This window comes from Streptomyces saintjeani, assembly GCF_055409605.1.
This window is the reverse complement of the sequence record NZ_CP189624.1, coordinates 843162-861300: the sequence shown is the minus strand read 5'-3', so window position 1 is coordinate 861300 and position 18139 is coordinate 843162. Positions and strand designations below refer to the sequence as shown.

Below are 18139 nucleotides of genomic sequence, written 5' to 3'. Positions count from 1 at the left end.
TCAGTGGGGCCCCTGCGCCGCGAACTCCGTGCCGCAGGGGCCCGCCCCCTCGCTCTCCGCCAGTACCACCCGCTCCCCGTCCATCTCGATCGTCCGGTAGTACGCCCCGATCCGCTCGGTCGACCGCCCCACGTAATGCCCGATGAACGACCGCCGGAAGCGTGACGCCGTCCGGTTCGGCTGGGAGCCGTGCACGAGGCTGCCGTTGAAGAACAGGACGTCACCGGGGGCCATGTCGACGGGTACGGCGGACAGGCCGGGCGGCGGCGCGACGTACTCGCGGGCGAACGACACGGACTCGTCGGCCACTTCGGGGCAGAACAGGTCCAACAGGTGGGTGCCCGGGACGACTTCGAGCCCGCCGTTCTCCCGGTCGATGTCGTCGCAGGCCACCCACGCGGCGACGCACGTCCCCGGCTCGACCCGCAGATAGAAGTTGTCCTGGTGCAGCGCCTGCCCCCGCGCGCCCGGCGGCTTGAAGTAGAACATGCTCTGCGCCGCGAGCACCTCCTCGCCGAGCAACTCCTCCAGCACGCCCCGCAGTCGGGCGTCCAGCAGCATCTTCCGGGCGACCTCGTTGATCTCGTGCGGCTGCATCACCCGCGGATACGCGTCCAGCGGATCGTCCCCCGCGCGCGGCCGGAAGTGCCCCGGCACCTCCTGCCCTGCCGCCTGCAACGCCGCGAACTCACCACGGACGCGCTCGACCTCGTCGTACGAGAAGAGACCCCGCACGACCGCGTAGCCGTCCTGCCGGAACCGGTCCAGAATGCCTGTGACTGTCATGGCACAGGAAACTAGGCCGGAAAACACCGGAGGAGGATGCCCGTGCGTGCTGAGGAGTTGACCGGGACTGCTGCGGACCCGTCGCCGCCGCCGGGGCTCGTGGTGGTCGGGCGGTTCGACCAGACTGCCGGGTACGCCGTCAACCGGCCGTCCGGGTCCGACAGTTGGCTGATCCTGTGGACCACGGGCGGCGCGGGCCTGGTCGGGCAGGGGCGTACCGAACTCCCCGTGGCCGCCGGTGACTTCGTCCTGCTCGCCCCGGGCGTCCCGCAGCGGTACGCCGTCCGGCCCGGCGCGTCCTCGTGGCAATTCTGGTGGGCCCACTGCCCGTTGAGACCGTCCTGGCTGCCCTGGATCCGGCCGTACGACGCCGGCGACGGCGTCCATACGACGGGACCCGTGCCCGAAGTGCTGCGCGGGCGCGTCGAGTCGGCGTTCCGACGGATGCTGGACGACGCCCGCTGGACCGGCGGGGAACCGGTCAGGGCGGCCGAGGAGGTGGCCGTCGCGCACAGCGCTCTCGCGCGTGAACTCGCCCTGTGCGCACTGGAGGAGGCGGTTCTGCTGGCCGCCGCCTCGCCGAGTCCCGTACCGCCGGGGGCCGATGAGCGGATCCGGCGGGCACAGACGCTGATCGCCGCCGACCCCGGCGCTCCTCACACGGTCGCCTCGCTCGCCGAGGCCGTCGCCTTGTCACCGTCCCGGTTCGCGCACCTGTTCACCGAACAGCTCGGGGTGTCGCCCATGCGGGCCCTGCGGGAGGCCCGGCTGCGGCATGCGGCGCGGTTGCTGGAGAGCACGGCGCTGACGGCCGAACGGGTGGCGGCGGCTTCGGGGTTCGCGAGCGCGTTCCATTTCAGCCGGGCGTTCAGGGGGCGGTACGGGGTGCCGCCGGGGGAGTATCGGGCGGGGCGGGGGTGAGGGCGGAGGTTTTCGGCGGCGCGGGGATGCCGGCGAAGCGCGGGGGCCCGGGTTCGGCGAAGCGCAGGGCCTGAGGGGCGGGGGTCCGGCGAGGCCCGGGGCTTCGCCGGTGCGGGCCTCTACGGTGCCGGTTCCTCAGGGGCGTACCCCGCTGCTGAAGCCCGTCCAGCGCAGGTCCGCCGGGAGGTGGCCCATGTCGTTGAAGAGCACGACCGCCGGGGGCAGGCCATCCCGGTACTGGATCGTCGTCAGCGAGGTGTTTCCGCAGTTCAGGCCGATCCAGCGGGCGGGCGGCGCGTCCAGGGCGTGCCGCAGGAGCCAGGCGACCTGGAAGGCGTGGGTGACGAGCACCTCGTGCGTCTCCCGCTCGGCGGGGCGCGCGAACCTCGCGATCAGCGCGTCCGCCAGCCGCCGCCCCTCGGCCGCCTCCTCACCGCCGAACCCGTCGAAGAAACCGGCGTACGCGGGCGGCATGTCGTCCGGGACGTACGGCACGTGGTCGGTCAGCTCGGGTGCCTCCTTCACGGGGGCGTCCGGGAGGTGGACGCCGAGGAGCCGCGCGGAGCGCTCCGCGCGGGGGAGGGGCGAGTGCCAGACCGCGTCGACCGGCAGCGCGGACAGCCGCCGGCCGAGCAACTCGACCTGGCGGTCGCCGGTTTCGGTGAGGCGCCCGAAGGCATCGGCCTCGCCGTGGCGGACGACGTGGAGGTGGCGGGTGGGCATGTCAGAGGACTCCTAGCGTTCGGTGGGCGTCTTCGAGGCGCTGGACGTCGTCGCGGGGGGTGTGGTTCCCGGAGAGGTCGTCGGCCCAGGCGAGCAGGCGGTGTACGTGGTGGTCGGGGGCGCCGGTGAGGATGCGGGGGGTGCCGAGGGCCACCTCGCCGGTGGTGCCGTCGATGGTGACGAGGGTGCCTTCGGGGAGGACGGAGCCCTGTGCTCCGACCACCGCCGGTTTGCTCAACGCCCGTGCCACCACCGCCGCATGGCTCGCCGGGCCGCCCCGCTCCGTGACGATTCCGGCCGCCGCCGCGATGCCCCGCAGGTCGTTCGGGGAGGTCTCGGGGCGGAACAGGACGACGGGGGAGTCCCGGGCCATGCGGACCGCCGCCTCCGTCGTCGTCGCGACCCGGCCCACCGCCACGCCGGGACACGCGCCGACTCCCCGGGCCACGACGTCCTTCGGCTCGGCGATGCGGGGCGTACGGACGTGGGCGAGGCCGCGGACCCGGCGCAGCGCCTCGTGCCGGTCGATGGCACCCGCCTCGGCCAGCTCCACGGCCGTACGGACCGCCGCCGCGTTCGTGAACCGGCCCGGCCTGACCTGGAGCAGCCACAACTCCCCGGACTGGAAAGTGAATTCGGTGTAGCAGGCGTCCCGGTAGTGGCCCTCGACGCGGCGCAGGGCGTCGAGCAGCTCCGCCCACAACGCCGGTTCCCGGTCGGCGAGTTCACACAGGGGGCGGGTCGGGTGCGCGCCGGACACGACGTCCTCGCCCTGCGCACGGAACAGGACGTCGCCGTACGGGGTGTTCTCGCCGGTGTTGGGGTCACGGCTGAAGGCGACGCCGGTGCCGCTGCGGGGGTCGCGGTTGCCGAAGACCATGGCCTGGACGATCACCGCCGTGCCGAGGTCGTGGGGGATGCTGTGGAGGGTGCGGTAGGTGTGGGCGCGGGGGGAGCGCCAGGAGGTGAGGACGGCTTCCACGGCCAGGGCGAGCTGAGTCGGGGCGTCGTCCGGTACGGGGACCGGCGTCGCCGCCGCGAAGCTCGCGAGGAAGCGCGCCCGGGAGTCCCGCGCGAACCCCTCGTCGCCGGTCTCGGCGGCAAGACCCGCCGTCGCCGCGGCCGTCAACCCCAGGCCGAGCACCGTGTTCATCATCCCCGGCATCGACACCCCCGCCCCGGACCGGACGGACACCGCGAGCGGCCTGCCGGGACCGCCGAAGACGCGGCCGGTGGCGCGTTCGAGCCCGGCGATCCCCTCGGCCAGCTCCTCGCGGAGCCCCTCGGGGAGCCGCTGCTCGCGCAGAAAGGCCCGGCACGCCTGCGCCGACACGACGAACGCGGGCGGCACCCGCGACCCGAGCCGGTGCAGCAGCGCGAGCCCGAGCGCCTTGCCGCCCAACTCCTCCCTGTCCCCGGCGAGTTCGGCCGAGACCGGGTGGACCCACCTCATCGCGGCAGCCCCAGCGTGACGAGCAGATCCTCGTGCAGCTCCGCCCAGATCGTGTGGTACGACGCCGTACTGTCCGTCACCAACTCCCGCTCACCGCCCACCGCACGCTCCAGCGCCCCGGTCAGCCGGACCCGGTAGCGGCCCAACCGGGGGAGCGCGGCGGCGAGTTCGTCACCGACGGGGGCGAACCGCCGGTCCAGGTCGGCGAATCGGTCCAGGACGCGTGCGTCGTACGCCGGGTCGGTGTGGTCGTTGACGCTGAACGTGCCGTGTTCCGGCCGCAGTTGCCACGCCGTGCACAGGTCCAGCAACTCGGGGTTGAGCACCAGGAACCGCTGGAACGCCGCCCGCAACGAGTCCCGGGCACCGGCCGCGTCGAGTTCGGCGGTGACACGCCGGACGTTCTCCGCGCGCCCCGCGTCCGTGAGGCTCCAGGCGTCGTACGAGCGCGTCACGAACCCCTCGACACCGAGGTCGATGAGCGCGGACTCGACGTCCGGTTCGGTGAGACCGGTGACGGCGCCGATACGGGTGGGGCTCGCGGCACCGGCACAGCGGATGGCGTGCAGGACGGGAAGGGGCATGGAGGCCTCTCGAATGTTCGATGTTTTCAGATGACGTCAACATCTGGATGGTCCCGGTATCATGGCACAGCCCGAACCGAAGGGGACGCCATGGCGAGACTCACCCGCGCCGAACAGCAGCACCGCACCCGCGCCGCCGTACTCACCGCCGCCCGCACCGAGTTCACCGAGCACGGCTACACCGACGCCAAGATCGACCGCATCGCGGAACGCGCGGACCTCACGCGGGGCGCGGTGTACTCCAACTTCGCGGGGAAACGGGCGCTGTACCTGGCGGTGCTGGCGGCCGACGCGCAGACCGTGCGGTCGGCTGCCCGACCGCCCCTGAAATCCCCGGAGTCGACGGGCGAGGCGCTGGGCGCGTTCGCCCGCGTCTGGCTGGAACGCCTCCCCCTGGCCGGAGACACCCCGGCGAGCGGCCACCTCCAGCTCCGCTCACTGTCGGGCGTGGCCGACACGGCCCCGATGCGAGCGGCACTGGCGGAACTCCTGCGCCTGGAGGCACTGTTGCTGGCCCTGTCCTTGAACGCGGAGAGCCCACCGGTACGGGTGGCGGACCTCGCGTTGACGCTGCTGCACGGGGCGACGGGGCTGGCGGAGAACGCGCCGGGTACGGGGGACCCGTTCGACGTGGCACGGGCGGCGGAACACATGGCGGACCTGCCGCTCACCATCGACGAACCAGCACCGCACCTGGCGTTCACAGCCCCGGCGCGAGAGACACGGGAGGTCTGGACGCCGCCCACCGGCCTGCGAGACGAGATCACCGGCGAACCGGTCGATCTGCGGGACGACGGAGTGGTGGTCGTACTGGGCGCTGCGCGGCTGGGGGCGGCGAGGGAAGCGGCGGGGGAGGGGACGACGTTCGTGGTGGTGACCGCAGACCCCGCGGAGACCGGCCGCTTGGTCCACCTACGGATCACGGACCTCGTGGCGTGCCTGCGTAGGGTTTTCGCGCTCGAAGACTTGCCGCGGATCAGGATCGTCCTGGACGAAGAGGGCGCGGTCACGAAGGCACTGAACGGCGTAGAAACTGACGACAAGGCCGAGACCGCAGTACGCATCCACGACGGCCGGATCACCCACCGGGCGGAGGGCCACGGTGCGGGCCACGCCGTGACCAAGGCGGATACGGTTCGGTAGCTCTTTCAGGGCACTATCCAGGCACCCGCAAATTCACCTCGAACCCACCCTCCTCCGTAGGCCCCGCAGCAAACGCCCCACCCAGCAACTCCGCCCGCTCCCCCAACCCGATCAACCCCTGATGCGCCCCCGGCAACGGCAAAGCCCCCCGAGTCGCAGGAGTGTTCCGCACCGTCACCCCGAACCCCGACGCGTCATGCCACAACCGAACCGTCGCCCGAGCCCCCGGCGCATGCTTGCGCACATTGGTCAGAGCCTCCTGAACGGTGCGGTACACGGCCCGCTGAGCGGTCGTACTCACCTGCGCCGGCAACTCCCCGGCCAACTCCGTCTCGATCCCGCTCCCGGACACCAACCGCTGAAGATCCGTCAGCGTCGGCTGAGGAGTCAGCTCCGTGGCCCGCCCCCCGGACGCCCGCAACAGAGTGACCATGTGCCGGAGTTCATCGAGCGTGCCGACACTGAGCAACCGAATGGCCCGCACCCCTTCCCGGAACTCGGGATCTTTCGCGGCGACTTGCAGGGCCCCGGCCTGAACGGCGATCAGACTCACCTGATGCGAGACGACGTCGTGCATCTCACGGGCCAACTGGGCCCGCTCCCGCGCGAGTACGGCCTGGGAGTGCAGCAACCGCTCGTGCTCCCGGGCCTCCTCGATCTCCACGAGCCGCCGGGCGAGATCACGCCGGGCCTGGAGGAGCTGCCCGAGGAGGACGGGCGCGGCGGCGGTGGCGAGTGTGTAGAAGAAGTAGACGACGGTCCACGTACGCTCGTGCTGGGACAGCCCGTCGAACGGCCACGGCAAGGCGGACACGACGGCGAACAGCACCGCGCACAGCCCGAGCAGCCGCCGGTCCCGGGACCGCTCGGAGAGGGTGAACAGCGCGGCGAACGGCGCGAACACGATGTCCTGCATGGCGGTCGCGGGGATCGTCAGCAGGAACACGGCGAGCGGAAACCGCCGCCGCAGCACCAGCGCCGCACAGGCGACCGAGGCGGTCACCAGGACGAACGCGTTGTCGTCCGCCAGGTTGATCCACACGTCCGCGACGGCGATGACGACGACCAGCGCGTCGAGAACACGCTCGGACGGCCGCCACCTCATCGCCCCGGACCGCCGTCACGCGAGTCCAGCAGCCCCGCCCGCTGGGCGAGCAGCGCGGCCTGCACGCGGCTGCCGACGCGCAGCTTCGTGAGGATCGCGCTGACGTGGTCCTTGACGGTCCCGGCGCTGAGATGGATCCGCGCCCCGACCTCCGCGTTGGACAGCCCCTCCGCGACCAGCACGAGCACCTCGCGCTCCCGCTCGCTGAGCCGCCCGACGCGCCCCGCCTCCTCGTCGTCGGCGCCGGACACGGGCCGCCCCCGCCACACCGCGTACGAGGCTTTCGGCGACATCACGACGCCGCCCGCCGCGAGCGTCCGCACGAGCTGCGCGAGCTGGTCCGGCTCGGTGTCCTTCAGCAGGAACCCGGCCGCGCCGGACTTGAGGGCGGTCACGACGTATTCGTCCGCGTCGAACGTCGTCAGCATCGCCACGACCGGCGGCTCGGGCAGCGCCCGTACCTGGCCGAGGACGGTCAGCCCGTCGACGTCCGGCATCCGGATGTCCAGCAGCACCACGTCCGGCCGCTCGCGCCGTACCGTGGCCACGGCCTCCGCGCCGGTCGCCGTCGCGACGACCTCGATGTCCTCGGCCGCGTTGAGGATGAGCCGGAAACCGGACCGCACCAGGGCCTCGTCGTCCACCACCATGACACGGATCACGTGCGTCCCGCCTCGTCGTTCTGGGTTGTGATCGGCACCGGTCGTCCGCGCCGCCACATCCGACCGTAGAGGGCGAAACCCCTCGTGGCAGAGGGTACGGGGCGCAGTCCCGCCGGTCGGGGGGAGCGGACCAGCCGCCCGGGGGGTGCGGCGGGGCGCCCCCGGTCGGCGGGGACGGACCCGCCGACCGGCGGGGGGTGTCCGGACGACTGCCGGATACCGCGGCGGCGGCCCGCGCGACAGCGTGGATCCATGACGCGGAACGCAGACCGGACGACACTCACGGACCGGGCCGCCGACCCGGCTCCGGGGCGGGCCGAGCGGCCCGCACGGCTGTCCACCGGCCGCCTGACCGGCGTGGACCTCGCGCGCGGCCTCGCCGTCTTCGGCATGTACGCCGCCCACGTCGGCCCCGACCCCGCGCAGGGCGGTTTCACCGGCCACGTGATGGAGCTGGCGCACGGCCGGGCCTCCGCGCTCTTCGCCTTCCTCGCCGGGTTCTCGGTCATGCTGATCACCGGCCGCCGCACCCCGAAGACCGGCCGGGCCGGGCGTCAGGCGGTCGCGAAGGTCGTCATCGCCGTCGGCTCGATGTCCCTGACCGCGTACGTCTTCCACATCGCCGGCATCCACGTCCTCGGCATCGAGGAACTTCCCGGCTCGCCGCTGCACGTCCTGCTCGGGTTCGCCGTCGCCGTCACCGTGTTCGCCGCCGTGTGGGCCCGGTACTTCCGGCGCGGGCCCCTGGAGTGGCTGCTCGGCAAGGCCGCCAAGCCCGCCGAACTCGTCCGCTGACCGCCTGCCCGGAGGCCGCTCATGCTCTTCAACCCCCTGGCCAAGCCCCAGGAACCGACCCCCCTGCGCGGCACCCTGGTCGCCGCGACCCTCGCGACGACCGTCGCCGCCGTCGGCCTCGCCTTCGGCGCCGTCACCCGCTCCGACGCCGGGTCCTCCGCCGAGGAGACGAAGACCCTCGACCAGCTGTACGCCGCCGCCAAGGCCGAGGGCGGCAAGCTCGTCGTCCACGCGGGCGGCGACCGGAAGAACCAGCGGGACGACACGGAGAAGGCGTTCGAGCAGCGCTTCCCCGGTGTCACCGTCGACATGGTCGTCGTGTACGGCGCGTTCAAGGACCCCGACGGTGCCTGGATCGCCACCGACGTGTTCGCCTTCGGCGCCGCCTGCAACCGGTAGGCCGTCGGCCCCGACGCATCCCGCAGATTCACCACCGCCCCGGCCCGCCCCCGCGCCCGCCCCGGCGTCGCGAAAGGCTGCCGGAAGGTACCCGGCCAGGACCGCCGGCACGAGCGCGGCCACCCCGCCCGCCTTGCCCCACGTACGCGCCATCACCCTCCGCCTCCCTGACCACGACCCGCCGAGATGAACCCGCCTCCACTGTCCCGCCCGGCCCCACCCGCCACATCGGCCGATCGGCCATCCCTGATCACCCCGAGTAGCGAATCCCGCGACCGAAGTTGACGCCGCCTCAACCTTTCGGACGATACACACACCCCTGAATCCGGCATCCCGGACGGAAAGCAACAGCGAAGTCCCTTCACAATCATCTTGAAAATAAAAGCAGTTCGGGGGCCATGGCCACAGAACACTCACCGTTCGGCAAGATCCCTTGTTCCGCCTCCACGGCCTGTGCAAAGGTGTGCCTGCCAACGCGCCCAGACGCGTTCTCCACTTCCGCGCGAAGGCCCCCCGGCCATTTCCGTGCATCTCCCCCGGGAGGAATCCAACTGTGACAGAAGCGGGTCAGCCGAATTCCCCGACTTCGGCCCGGCGTTCGAACGCGACGGACGAAATGCTGAGCGCGGAACTGAAAAGCTGGGAAGGAGCGGGGCCCGCACTGCACCCCGTGGGCGAACTCCTCGACCGGCACTGGGAAGCGGCCTTCACCTACGCGCGCCTGTGCGCCGACGGCGACCGCGCCGCCGGAATGCTCACCACCGCGGCATTCACCCGCCTCTTCGGCGAGTCCCTGCGCCACGACGGCCCCACCGCCGCCTGGCGCCCCCACCTCCTGGTCACCGTCCGCCGAATAGCCTCCGAGTGGTACACCGACGGCCGCCGCGACCTCCTCCACCCCGCCCTGCGCGTCGAGGACGCCGACGTCCTCGCGGCCCGCCTCCTGCCGCCGTTGAACAGACGGCTGCTGTCGAGATCGTTCCAGCGCCTCTCCCCGACCTCCCGCTGCCTCCTGTGGCACATCGAGGTCGAGTCCGAACCCTTCGAGGCCCCCGCCTCCCTGCTGGGCCTCGACACCGAGGCCGCCCGCGTCGAACTGCGCCGCTCCCGCGACCGCCTGCGCGAGGAACTCCTCCAGTCGCACCGCGAACTCGCCGTCGAGGAGGAGTGCCACCGCTACGACCGCCTCCTGGACGTCACCAGCCGCCGAGGCGACGGCATGGACGCCGACCTGCGCGGCCACCTCGACCGCTGCCGCCACTGCGCCTACACCGCCGACCAGCTCGCCTGCTTCACCGAAGGCCCCGCCCTCGGTACCGCCCTCGCCGAAGGCACCCTCGGCTGGGCCGCACACACCTACCAGGACACCCGCGCGGGCACGCCAGAGGAACCACAGCAAGAAGAGACACAGCAAGAAGAGACACAGCGGCAGCCCCTCCCAGGCGAGGACTTCCACGCCCCGAGCACCGACCTCGTCGTCGCCCCCGGCGGCGGCTCCGTGCGCGCGATACGCAAGGCCCGCCGCCGCGCCCGCCGCCGCAACCTCGCCGCGGCCGTCCTCACCGTCAGCGGCCTCGTCGTCCTCCCGCTCGCCGTGTGGTCCGCGACGGGCTCAAGCGACAGCGGCAACCAGGCCGGAGAGAGCGTCGAGTCACCGAGCCCCGGCAAGGACACGCCGGGCAACGGCCCCTCATGGGTCGACGCGGGCGGCTCCGCCCAGGGCACCCTGCGCGGGCGCCTGCACAACGTGTTCTCCGGACAGTGCATCGGCATCGAGGGCGGCAAGGCCGTCGAGGGCGCCGAAGCCGTCCTCGCGACCTGCTCCTCGGTCGCCTCGCAGCAGTGGTCGTACGAGACGAGCGGCCTCCTGCGCAACGGCCTCGCGCCGAACCTGTGCCTCGACTCGCACCTCGGCTACGCGGTCCGCCTGACCCCCTGCACGGACGCCGCGACGCGGGAGACCAGCGTCCGCTACGACTTCACCCTCCAGGGCACCCTCGTCCCCCGCTGGAGCCAGGACCTCGCGCTCGCCCCCGCCGCGACCGACGGCTCCGGCGCGCTCGTCGCGAAGACCCGCGCGGACAGCGCCGCCCAGCGCTGGGTCATCGACACGTCCAAGCCCGACCTCCAGATGCAGATCGTCAACTGGGACACCGCCCAGACCCCCAGCAAGACCCCGGCCACCCCCAAGAAGGCCGCACCGGAGCCGACCCCCACCCCGACGCCGTCCAAGAAGCCCACCCCGAAGCCCGCACCCACCCCCACCCCGCCCGCGTCGAACCCGCCGCCGCAGTCCCCGTGCTCGTACGACAACCCGTACGCCTGCGACTGGTACGGCAACGGAAACGGCTACGGCGGACGACCCGGCTACGGCGGTTACCCCTACGGCTGGGGAGGCTACGGGTACGGAGGCTACGGCCGCTGACCCCCAGGCCGCGCCCCTGTCACCGCCGACGCTCCCGAGCCCGGCGGTGACACGGTTACACGACCTGAAGCGCCCCCCACAGCGCCACCACCGACCCCACCAGCGCCACCGGCACCGTCAGCAGCCCCAGCCGCGTGAACTCACTCACGTCCACCCGCTCCTCGTGCCCGTGCACCACCCGCCGCCACAGCAACGTCGCGAGGGACCCGGCGTACGTCAGGTTCGGCCCGATGTTCACCCCGAGCAGCACCGCGAGCACCGCCCCGGGCCCCATCGGGGCGGCCAGCGGCGCCAGTGCCAGGACGGCCGGCAGGTTGTTGATCAGGTTCGCGAGCAGCGCGGCCACCGCCGCGAACCCCAGCAGCGCGAGCAGCCCCGACCCGCCCGGCAGCACATGCCCGAGCACGTCCCCGAGCCCGTTGTCGACGACACCGCGTACGACGATCCCCAGGGCCAGCACGAACGCCAGGAACCCGGGAGCCGCCGCCCGCACCACCTCGACCGGCCCGGCCTGCCGCCGCACCAGCGCCCGCACCGCCAGCACGAGCGCCCCCGCGAACGCCACCCACGCGGGCTCGACCCCCACCGCCGACGCGACCACGAACCCGGCGAGCGTCGCCGCGACCGTCACCAGCGCGAACATCGGCACATCCGGCGCGGGCCCGTCGTCCTCGACGGCATCGAGCTCCGGCAGATCGGCGGCGAAGAACCGCCGCATGACCAGATACTCCGCCCCGATCGCCACCAACCACGGCACCACCATCAGCGCCGCGAACCGCGTGAAGCTCAGCCCGCTCGCCGTGAACGCCAGCAGGTTGGTCAGGTTCGAGACGGGCAGCAGCAGGGACGCCGTATTGGACAGATGCGCGCAGGCATAGACATGCGGCCTCGCCCGCACCTTCAGCCGGGTCGCCGTCGCGAACACGACGGGCGTCAGCAGCACGACCGTGGCGTCCAGGCTCAGGACGGCCGTGATGATCGACGCCAGCACGAACACCGAGGTCAGCAGCCGCCGGGGCCGCCCCGCGGCACGCCGCGCCAGCCACGCCCCGCACGCCGTGAACAGGCCCTCCACCGCGCAGAAGTGCGCCAGCACGAGTACGGCCGCGAGGAACCCGACGACCGGCCCGAGCCGCTCCGCCTCCTCCCACGCGTCCCCGGCGGAGATCGCCCCCAGCGCCACCACCAGCACGGCGGCGGGCACCGCCACCAGCGCCTCCGACCTGCCGGAGGGCCGCAGCACGGCCCATCCGAGCGAGACGGCGAGCAGCACGGACGACAGGGAGACGGCGAGCGCGGTGTTCAGGGCGGATCCTCACGAGACGTACGACGACGAGCAGCCCCCCATGAAAACAGGAGCCGGTAAGAGAGCCGCCCCCAGCCCCCTCACTCCGTCCCCAGCCCCCTCACTCCTCCCCGAGCAGCCCCAGCTCCGCCCAGATCGTCTTCCCCTCCGACGTGTGCCGCGTCCCCCACCGGTCCGTCAACTGCGCCACCAGCAGCAGCCCCCGCCCGCCCTCGTCCCACGTCTTCGCCCGCCGCAGATGAGGCGCGGTGTGGCTGGTGTCGGACACCTCGCAGATCAGCGTCGCCGCGTCATGGATCAGCCGCAGCCGGATCGGGTGCGAGCCGTACCGGATCGCGTTGGTGACCAGCTCGCTGACCACGAGTTCCGCCGTGAAGGACACCGTGTCGATCCCCCAGGCGACGAGCCGCTCGGAGACCTGCTTGCGGACGCTCGCGACGAGGGAGGGGTCGGGCGGGACGTCCCAGGTGGCGATGTGGTCGGCGGGCAGCGCGCGTGTACGCGCGAGGAGGAGCGCCACGTCGTCGGCGGAGCCGCCCGGCGGGAGCAGCGCGTGCAGGACGCGGTCGCAGGTCTCGTCGAGGGAGTCGGCGTACCCGTCGAGCGCCGCGCACAGCGCGCGGAACCCGGAATCGACGTCCCGCGCGCGGGACTCGATCAGCCCGTCCGTGTACAGCGCGAGGACGCTGCCCTCGGCGAGCTGGATCTCGGCCGACTCGAACGGCAGCCCGCCGAGCCCGAGCGGCGGCCCCGCCGGCAGGTCCACCCGGCGCGGACGACCGCCCGGTGGCACCACGACCGGCGGCGGATGCCCGGCGCGCGCCATCGTGCACCGCCGCGTCACCGGGTCGTACACCGCGTACAGACACGTCGCCCCCACCTCCCCGGGACTCCCCTCGCTGCCGGCCTCCTCGGAGAGCCGTACGACGAGGTCGTCCAGGTGGGTGAGCAGCTCGTCCGGGGTGAGGTCGATGTCGGCGAGGGTGCGGACGGCGGTACGCAGCCGTCCCATCGTCGCGGACGCCTGGATGCCGTGTCCGACGACGTCCCCGACGACCATCGCGACCCGCGTCCCCGACAGGGGGATCACGTCGAACCAGTCGCCGCCCACGCCCGCGCGCGCGGCGGGCAGGTAGCGGGAGGCGGCGTCGACGGCGGCCGTACGCGGCAGGGAGCGCGGCAGGAGGCTGCGCTGGAGGGCGATCGCGGTGTCGCGCTCGCGCGAGTAGCGGCGCGCGTTGTCGACGCAGACGGCGGCCCGCGCGGTGACCTCCTCCGCGAGCAGCACGTCGTCCGGGGTGAACGGGTCGGGGCGGCGGAACCGGGTCAGCACCGCCACCCCGAGGGTCGCCCCCCGCGCGCGCAGGGGCACCGACATGATCGAGTGGATGCCGACCTCCCGTACGCGCGCCCCGCGCGCCGCGTCCCAGGTCAGCCACTGGTCCAGCTCCCCGCCGGGCACGGTCGCGACGATCGTGCGCCCCGCCTCCAGCGAGTCCGCCTGCGGGGAGCCCGCCGGGTACGTCTGGACCTCGCCCGGCTTGGCCACGGCTTCCGGGCTGCCCGGGTTCACGGACTGGTGCGCGGCCCGCCGCAGCGGCGTCGGTGACACGAACCGCGCCGGGAGCTCTGTGCCGTCCGGCGGGTCCAGCAGGTCGACGCTCACGAAATCGGCGAGCGCGGGCACACAGACATCCGCCAGCTCCTGCGCCGTACGAGTGACGTCGAGGGTGGAACCGATCCGGACGCTCGCTTCGTTGACCAGTTGCAGCCGTTCCCGGGCGAGGTAGTTCTCGGTGAAGTCGTGGGCCGACAGGGCGACGCCGAGGATCCGCCCCTCCTCGCCGGTGACCGGCGCGAGCCTGGCCAGCCAGGCGTGCGCGTGCTCCTCGCCGCCGGTGCGTGTGTAGGTCTGTACGTCCTTGGCGAGGCCGGTGGCGAGCACGTCGGCCATGTGCTCCTCCAGCTCCTCGCTCTGGGGCCGCCCGCCGATCTCGGCCAGTCTCAGGCCCCGGATGCGCTCCTCCGGGAGCCCGATCGACGCCGCCATGGCGTCGTTGACCAGCCGCAGCCTCAGCCGGTCGTCGTACACGGCCAGGGCACACGGCGACTGGGCCAGCGCGGGCAGCGCGAGCGGGTCGTCGGGGGCGCGCGGGCCGCTGCCGGTCAGCGGCGTCACGACCAGCCAGGACCCCGGCCCGCCGTCCCGGGGGCGCCGGTGGTGGGCGAGCAGCCAGACCCGTACGACGTACCCGTCGCGGTGACGCAGCGCGACCGTGCCGTCCCAGCGGGCCGCCGACGGGACCGGCAGCGCGCCGTCCGCCAGGAGGGCCGCCGCCGGGCCGCCCACGACCTCGCCGGACTCCCAGCCGAGCAGCGCGTGAGCACCGCCGTTCCACTCGACGAGGGCACCGTCGTCCGCGACGACCACCCGTGCCGTCTCGGCATCGTCGAACGGATAGACCGGGCTCATCCTCGTCACTCCATCGCGGACACTCACAGTGAACAGACCCGTCACTTCCGCCCCAGCCTAGACCGTCCGGCCGCAGAGCGAACGGGGAGTGCGGACGGGGGAATGGCGAGCACCCGACCCGCGCCCTTGACGGGTGTGCGCGGACCGGCGTCACATTCTGTTGTTTGACGATCAGTTGTGAGTAGTTCTGGTTCCCGACGCCTGTTTGGAAGAGCCGCCATGACGTTCAGCCGCAGATCGGTCCTCCTCGCCTCCGCCGCCGCCCCCGCAGCCGGCGCCCTCCTGTCCGTCTCCGACTCCGCCTCCACCACCGCCCACGCCGCCGCCCCGGCCCGCCACACCCTCCCCCTGCGCGACGGCTGGCGCTTCGCGCTGGTCAACCCGGGCGGGATCACCGACCCGACCGGTGCCTACGACCACGCCGCCGACCCCGCGTACGACGACGCGGCCTGGCGCGAGGTCGCCGTCCCCCACGACTGGTCCATCGAACTGGCCCCCACCACCGAGAACGGCACCACCAGCGGCACCGGCTTCTTCCCCGGCGGCCTCGGCTGGTACCGCCTCTCCTTCACCGTGCCGCGGACCTACGCCGGGAAACGCGTCTGCGTCGAGTTCGACGGCGTCTACATGGACTCCACGGTCTTCGTGAACGGCACCGAACTCGGCACCCACCCCTACGGCTACACCGGCTTCGCCTACGACCTCACCGACCACCTCCACACCGACGGCGCCACCGAGAACGTCCTCGCCGTCCGGGTCCGCAACCGTCTCCCCAGCAGCCGCTGGTACTCCGGCAGCGGCATCTACCGCGAGGCCCGCCTGATCGTCACCGACCCGGTCCACGTCCCCCGCTGGGGCACCCACGTCACCACCCCGGAGATCACCGCCGACCGCGCGAGGGTCGACATCCGCACGACGGTCGCCAACACCTCCGGCACCCCTCAGGACGTCGAGATCACCTCCCGGATCGTCGCCCCGAACGGCCGCACGGTCGCCCGTACGACGTCCACGGTGACCGTCGCCGATACCGCGACCGAGGCCCACACCGCCGTCGTCCCCGACCCGGAGCGCTGGGACTTCACGGACCCGCACCGCTACCGCCTGGAGACCGAACTCCGTGTCCAGGGCAAGGTGGTCGACACCTACGGCACGGTCTTCGGCATCCGCACCTTCCGCCTGGACCCCGACGACGGCTTCGAACTCAACGGCAAGCACGCCAAGTTGAAGGGCGTCGACCTCCACCACGACCTCGGCGCGCTCGGCGCGGCCGTCAGCGCCGACGCGATCCGGCGGCAGATGACCATCATGAAGTCGATGGGCGTGAACGCCTTCCGCACCTCCCACAACCCGCCCTCCACGGAGATGATCCGCGTCTGCGAGGAGCTCGGGATCGTGATGCTGGTGGAGGCGTTCGACTGCTGGAAGACCCCCAAGACCCGTTACGACTACGGCCGTTTCTTCGACGAGTGGTCGGACCGCGACATCGCCGAGATGGTCCTCGCCGCCCGCAACTCCCCGGCCGTCGTGATGTGGTCGATCGGCAACGAGATCACCGAGTTCACCTCCACGGCGGGCCTGACGATCGCCGACCGCCTCATCGCCGGCATCAAGGCGTACGACACGACGCGCCCGGTCGTCATCGGCTCCCACCGCCACCGCAGCGTCCCCGCCCCCGGCACCCCGGCCGACCTGATCCTCGCCAAGCTCGACGGCCTCGGCCTCAACTACAACACCGCGAAGTCGGTCGACGCCCTCCACGCCCGCTACCCGCACCTGTTCCTCTTCGAGTCGGAATCCTCCTCGGAAACGTCGACTCGCGGCGCCTATCAGGAGCCTGAGCACCTCAACACCGGCGAGAACTACACCCCCGGCAAACGCGCGACCTCCTCCTACGACAACAACCTCGCGTCCTGGACGATGAGCGGCGAGTACGGCCACAAGAAGGACCGCGACCGGAAGTGGTTCGCCGGACAGTTCCTGTGGTCCGGCATCGACTACATCGGTGAACCCACCCCGTACGACGTGTTCCCGGTGAAGGCGTCGTTCTTCGGCGCGGTCGACACCGCAGGGTTCCCCAAGGACATGTACCACCTCTTCCGCAGCCAGTGGGTGAGCGAGCCCATGGTCCACTTGCTGCCGATGAGCTGGAACCACGCGGCGGGGGAGACCGTCGAGGTGTGGGCCTACGCGAACGTCCCCGAGGTCGAACTCTTCCTGAACGGCGCTTCGTTGGGGGTGCGGTCGTTCGACGTGAAGAAGACCGTGGACGGCCGCGAGTACCTGGAGACGACCGAGGCGACCGGCGACGACAAGACGTTCACCGACGGCCCGTACCCAGGGAGTTACACAAGTCCGGGCGGCAGTGCGGGCAAACTGCACCTCACCTGGAAAGTCCCCTTCCAGGAGGGCGAGTTGAAGGCGGTGGCCCGGCGGGGCGGCAAGGTCGTCGCGACCGACGTCCTGCGCACGGCCGGCGCCCCGTACGCCGTACGTCTCACCGCCGACCGCAAGTCCCTTGCCGCCGACGGCCGTTCACACGTCTTCGTCACCGCCGAGGTCGTCGACGCGCGCGGGACAGTCGTCCCCGACGCCGAGCACCTCCTGACGTTCGCCGTCGACGGCGGCTCCCTCGCCGGGCTCGACAACGGGCGTCAGGAGAGCGCCGAGAAGTACCAGGCCGGCACCCGAACCGCCTTCCACGGCAAGGCACTTGCCATCGTGCGCTCGGGCGGCGAACCCGGGACGCTGAAGGTGACGGCGACGGGGGAGGGGCTGAAGAAGGGCACGGTCTCCGTACGGACGACCTGGGCGCGCTCGGTGTCCGCGACTCCGGCGCCCGCGTTCGCGCCGGAACACCCCGAGGCGCCCGACTACCCGTACGCCGACGCCAGTTACTCCGGTCGGCCCGACACCCTCCCGGCCGCCATGCTCGACGGGAACCCCGCGACCGGCTGGTCCAACGGGTTCCTCAAGGCGGCCACCGCGCTGCTGCCCGCGCACGCCGGGGCGCGGACGCGGGACTGGGTCGCGGTGGACTACGGCAGGGTGCGGGACTTCGACCGGGTGGAGGTGTCGTTCACCGTCGACGCCGGGCACAGCCTCCCGAAGAGCGTCGGGGTCGAGGTGTGGGACGGGCGAACGTACGTACCCGCCACGGGAGTTGCCGTCGAGTGGGCCACCGCCTCCGATGCGCCGTCCGTGATCAGCTTCGGGGCGTTGCGGGGGTCTCGCGTGAAGCTCACGTTCGCGAGCGCGCGGCCCGGTGAGGCCCAAGGGGCGGTCAGAGTCAGCAAGTTGGAGGCATAACCAGCCAACGCCGTAACGAGCCGACGGCGTAACCGGCCAACGGCGGTCCGGACAGAAA

14 protein-coding genes are annotated in these 18139 nt (G+C 72.4%); 6 read left to right on the top strand and 8 right to left on the bottom strand.

The window, feature by feature from the left end; genetic code table 11:
• Nucleotides 1–786 (bottom strand): phytanoyl-CoA dioxygenase family protein, encoded by a 786-nt coding sequence (locus tag ACQCO7_RS03855; protein WP_464070452.1) that lies wholly within the window; start codon nucleotides 784–786, stop codon nucleotides 1–3.
• Nucleotides 787–822: 36 nt separating this feature from the next.
• Between ACQCO7_RS03855 and ACQCO7_RS03850 the strand changes: the two genes are divergently transcribed.
• Nucleotides 823–1707: a helix-turn-helix domain-containing protein gene (locus tag ACQCO7_RS03850; protein WP_464070451.1), complete on the top strand. Its 885-nt coding sequence runs from the start codon at nucleotides 823–825 to the stop codon at nucleotides 1705–1707.
• Between the two features lie 135 nt (nucleotides 1708–1842).
• On the opposite strand, the gene ACQCO7_RS03845 is transcribed toward ACQCO7_RS03850, so the two are convergent.
• Genes ACQCO7_RS03845 through ACQCO7_RS03835 form a run of 3 tightly spaced genes read right to left on the bottom strand, consistent with a single transcriptional unit; the run spans nucleotide 1843 to nucleotide 4467 of the window.
• Nucleotides 1843–2430: a histidine phosphatase family protein gene (locus ACQCO7_RS03845; RefSeq protein WP_464070450.1), complete on the bottom strand. Its 588-nt coding sequence runs from the start codon at nucleotides 2428–2430 to the stop codon at nucleotides 1843–1845.
• Nucleotide 2431: 1 nt separating this feature from the next.
• A complete protein-coding gene (locus ACQCO7_RS03840) occupies nucleotides 2432–3883 on the bottom strand; it encodes a pyruvate, phosphate dikinase (RefSeq protein WP_464070449.1) in 1452 nt (483 codons plus the stop codon).
• A complete protein-coding gene (locus tag ACQCO7_RS03835; RefSeq protein ID WP_464070448.1) occupies nucleotides 3880–4467 on the bottom strand; it encodes a transcriptional regulator in 588 nt (195 codons plus the stop codon). The genes ACQCO7_RS03840 and ACQCO7_RS03835 overlap by 4 nt, the downstream gene beginning before the upstream one ends.
• Nucleotides 4468–4557: 90 nt before the next feature.
• Between ACQCO7_RS03835 and ACQCO7_RS03830 the strand changes: the two genes are divergently transcribed.
• Nucleotides 4558–5610 (top strand): TetR family transcriptional regulator, encoded by a 1053-nt coding sequence (locus ACQCO7_RS03830; RefSeq protein WP_464070447.1) that lies wholly within the window; start codon nucleotides 4558–4560, stop codon nucleotides 5608–5610.
• Nucleotides 5611–5623: 13 nt separating this feature from the next.
• On the opposite strand, the gene ACQCO7_RS03825 is transcribed toward ACQCO7_RS03830, so the two are convergent.
• Nucleotides 5624–6715, bottom strand: coding sequence for a sensor histidine kinase (locus ACQCO7_RS03825; protein ID WP_464070446.1), 1092 nt, complete (start codon nucleotides 6713–6715; stop codon nucleotides 5624–5626).
• Complete coding sequence (locus ACQCO7_RS03820; RefSeq protein WP_464070445.1) at nucleotides 6712–7377, bottom strand: response regulator; 666 nt, start codon at nucleotides 7375–7377, stop codon at nucleotides 6712–6714. Before ACQCO7_RS03820 ends, ACQCO7_RS03825 begins: the two co-directional genes overlap by 4 nt.
• A 252-nt stretch (nucleotides 7378–7629) precedes the next feature.
• On the opposite strand from ACQCO7_RS03820, the gene ACQCO7_RS03815 reads away from it, so the two are divergent.
• The 3 genes from ACQCO7_RS03815 (at nucleotide 7630) to ACQCO7_RS03805 (ending at nucleotide 10996) form a co-directional block, all read left to right on the top strand.
• Complete coding sequence (locus ACQCO7_RS03815; RefSeq protein ID WP_464070444.1) at nucleotides 7630–8172, top strand: DUF418 domain-containing protein; 543 nt, start codon at nucleotides 7630–7632, stop codon at nucleotides 8170–8172.
• A gap of 21 nt (nucleotides 8173–8193) precedes the next feature.
• On the top strand, nucleotides 8194–8571 hold the full coding sequence (locus ACQCO7_RS03810) for a hypothetical protein (RefSeq protein ID WP_464070443.1): 378 nt from the start codon (nucleotides 8194–8196) through the stop codon (nucleotides 8569–8571).
• A 616-nt stretch (nucleotides 8572–9187) separates the two neighbouring features.
• Nucleotides 9188–10996 carry a ricin-type beta-trefoil lectin domain protein gene (locus tag ACQCO7_RS03805; protein WP_464070442.1) on the top strand — a complete coding sequence of 603 codons (1809 nt, stop codon included), beginning with the start codon at nucleotides 9188–9190 and terminating at the stop codon, nucleotides 10994–10996.
• 55 nt (nucleotides 10997–11051) lie between these two features.
• Here the strand turns inward: ACQCO7_RS03805 and ACQCO7_RS03800 are convergent, their stop codons facing one another.
• Together ACQCO7_RS03800 and ACQCO7_RS03795 are read right to left on the bottom strand one after the other, a co-directional pair.
• Nucleotides 11052–12269, bottom strand: a complete 1218-nt coding sequence (locus ACQCO7_RS03800; protein WP_464070441.1) for an SLC13 family permease — start codon at nucleotides 12267–12269, stop codon at nucleotides 11052–11054.
• Nucleotides 12270–12402: 133 nt separating this feature from the next.
• On the bottom strand, nucleotides 12403–14775 hold the full coding sequence (locus tag ACQCO7_RS03795) for a SpoIIE family protein phosphatase (protein WP_464070440.1): 2373 nt from the start codon (nucleotides 14773–14775) through the stop codon (nucleotides 12403–12405).
• A 219-nt stretch (nucleotides 14776–14994) separates the two neighbouring features.
• Here ACQCO7_RS03795 and ACQCO7_RS03790 point away from each other — a divergent pair, with 219 nt between their 5' ends.
• Nucleotides 14995–18081 (top strand): glycoside hydrolase family 2 TIM barrel-domain containing protein, encoded by a 3087-nt coding sequence (locus ACQCO7_RS03790; RefSeq protein WP_464070439.1) that lies wholly within the window; start codon nucleotides 14995–14997, stop codon nucleotides 18079–18081.
• Nucleotides 18082–18139 lie beyond the last annotated feature (58 nt).

Excerpts from the sequence above, each read along its gene's own strand:
- ACQCO7_RS03825 (WP_464070446.1), bottom strand. The coding sequence starts at position 6,715 with ATGAGGTGGCGGCCGTCCGAGCGTGTTCTCGACGCGCTGGTCGTCGTC.
- ACQCO7_RS03855 (WP_464070452.1), bottom strand. The coding sequence starts at position 786 with ATGACAGTCACAGGCATTCTGGACCGGTTCCGGCAGGACGGCTACGCG.
- ACQCO7_RS03835 (WP_464070448.1), bottom strand. The coding sequence starts at position 4,467 with ATGCCCCTTCCCGTCCTGCACGCCATCCGCTGTGCCGGTGCCGCGAGC.
- ACQCO7_RS03790 (WP_464070439.1), top strand. The coding sequence starts at position 14,995 with ATGACGTTCAGCCGCAGATCGGTCCTCCTCGCCTCCGCCGCCGCCCCC.
- ACQCO7_RS03830 (WP_464070447.1), top strand. The coding sequence starts at position 4,558 with ATGGCGAGACTCACCCGCGCCGAACAGCAGCACCGCACCCGCGCCGCC.
- ACQCO7_RS03805 (WP_464070442.1), top strand. The coding sequence starts at position 9,188 with ATGCTGAGCGCGGAACTGAAAAGCTGGGAAGGAGCGGGGCCCGCACTG.
- ACQCO7_RS03845 (WP_464070450.1), bottom strand. The coding sequence starts at position 2,430 with ATGCCCACCCGCCACCTCCACGTCGTCCGCCACGGCGAGGCCGATGCC.
- ACQCO7_RS03850 (WP_464070451.1), top strand. The coding sequence starts at position 823 with ATGCCCGTGCGTGCTGAGGAGTTGACCGGGACTGCTGCGGACCCGTCG.
- ACQCO7_RS03795 (WP_464070440.1), bottom strand. The coding sequence starts at position 14,775 with ATGAGCCCGGTCTATCCGTTCGACGATGCCGAGACGGCACGGGTGGTC.
- ACQCO7_RS03840 (WP_464070449.1), bottom strand. The coding sequence starts at position 3,883 with ATGAGGTGGGTCCACCCGGTCTCGGCCGAACTCGCCGGGGACAGGGAG.
- ACQCO7_RS03810 (WP_464070443.1), top strand. The coding sequence starts at position 8,194 with ATGCTCTTCAACCCCCTGGCCAAGCCCCAGGAACCGACCCCCCTGCGC.
- ACQCO7_RS03815 (WP_464070444.1), top strand. The coding sequence starts at position 7,630 with ATGACGCGGAACGCAGACCGGACGACACTCACGGACCGGGCCGCCGAC.